The sequence below is a fragment of the Streptomyces sp. NPDC057654 genome (assembly GCF_042800135.1).
GTDB lineage: Bacteria > Actinomycetota > Actinomycetes > Streptomycetales > Streptomycetaceae > Streptomyces.
The window spans coordinates 1-1154 of sequence record NZ_JBHVHQ010001453.1 but is presented as its reverse complement, the minus strand read 5'-3'; the positions used below and the strand labels follow the sequence as shown (position 1 = coordinate 1154).

2 protein-coding genes are annotated in these 1154 nt (G+C 71.1%); both read left to right on the top strand.

Going from position 1 to position 1154, the window contains the following annotated elements; all coding sequences use genetic code 11:
• The coding region (locus tag ACFU99_RS44315; protein ID WP_384404553.1) for a hypothetical protein at positions 1-392 on the top strand (392 nt) is incomplete at its 5' end.
• Between the two features lie 97 nt (positions 393-489).
• Positions 490-1154 (top strand): class I SAM-dependent methyltransferase (locus ACFU99_RS44310; RefSeq protein WP_384404551.1); only part of this gene is annotated, 665 nt, incomplete at its 3' end.

Sequence of the window (1154 nt, the reverse complement as noted above, 5' to 3'; positions counted from 1 at the left end):
AGCCCGAGGTCTGGGACCGCGAGATCCAGCTCCTCATGCGCGACCACCCCTTCGACGAGGTGATGGCCGAGCGCCTGTTCGGCGCGGCCGTCTCCTACCTGATCACCGCGATCGAGACGTGGGGCCAGGGCCTGGAACTGTGCTGCGGCCGGCTGGTCGACACGGCCGTCCACGTCTTCATCCTGGACACCCGCAACTACCGCGAGTGGTGCGCGGAGCACTTCGACGGCCGGTTCCTGGAGCACATCCCCGAGATCGCGTTCAAGTACGACGGCTCCGTGGAACGCACCGCCCAGGTCATCGCCGACCACGGCTTCGCGGTGGACTGGAAGCTGTGGGAACGGGACTACGCCAAGTGCGGCCCGTGCCGCCCCGGCGCGAACTGCCACTGACCGCCTGCCCGCGCCCCAAGGGGTGAAGTGGCGGCAACTGCCGGTATCGGCAGCGGGCGGGCGGGTACGGTGTGGCGCACCCGCCCCGAGGAGTGCCATGTCCCGCGCCGCGACATCCTTGCCCGAGTACTGGGATACCTACCGCCCGTACCGGGGGGACGGCGAGCAGCCGCGCCCGGCCGCCGACGTCTTCGCGTGGACCCAGTACGAGGGCCACGGCCCCGGCGCCGAGCTGCTGGGCAGCCCGCGCACCGCGCTGGAGCTGGGCTCCGCCGAGGGCAAGGAAGCCGCCTACCTCGCCCAGCAGCACGGCGTCGACGTGACCGCCCTGGACTTCTCCGCCATGCAGACCGCCCGCGCCCGCAACTGGTGGCAGGACATCCCCGGGTTGAGGTTCGTCGAGAGCGAGGCGTGCACGCACCTGGCCTCCACCACCGCCTCGTACGACGCGATCTTCTCGATCTGGGGCGCCGTGTGGTTCACCGACCCGGACCAGCTCGTCCCCCTGATCGCCCGACGCCTCAATCCCGGCGGCACCTTCGCCTTCTCCCAGGCCGAGCCCATTGAGGGGTACTACGGGCCCGACCCGATGTACGGCAACGGCCTCGCCGGCCGCAAGGTCGTCGTGGTGCGCTGGGCCTACTCACCCGAGTGGTGGACCGACCTCCTCAAGCGCCACGGCTTCACCGACATCGACGCGCGCATCCTTCCCGCCCCCGACCCGCAGGACGTCGGCACGCTCATGGTGCGCGCTCACCGCCC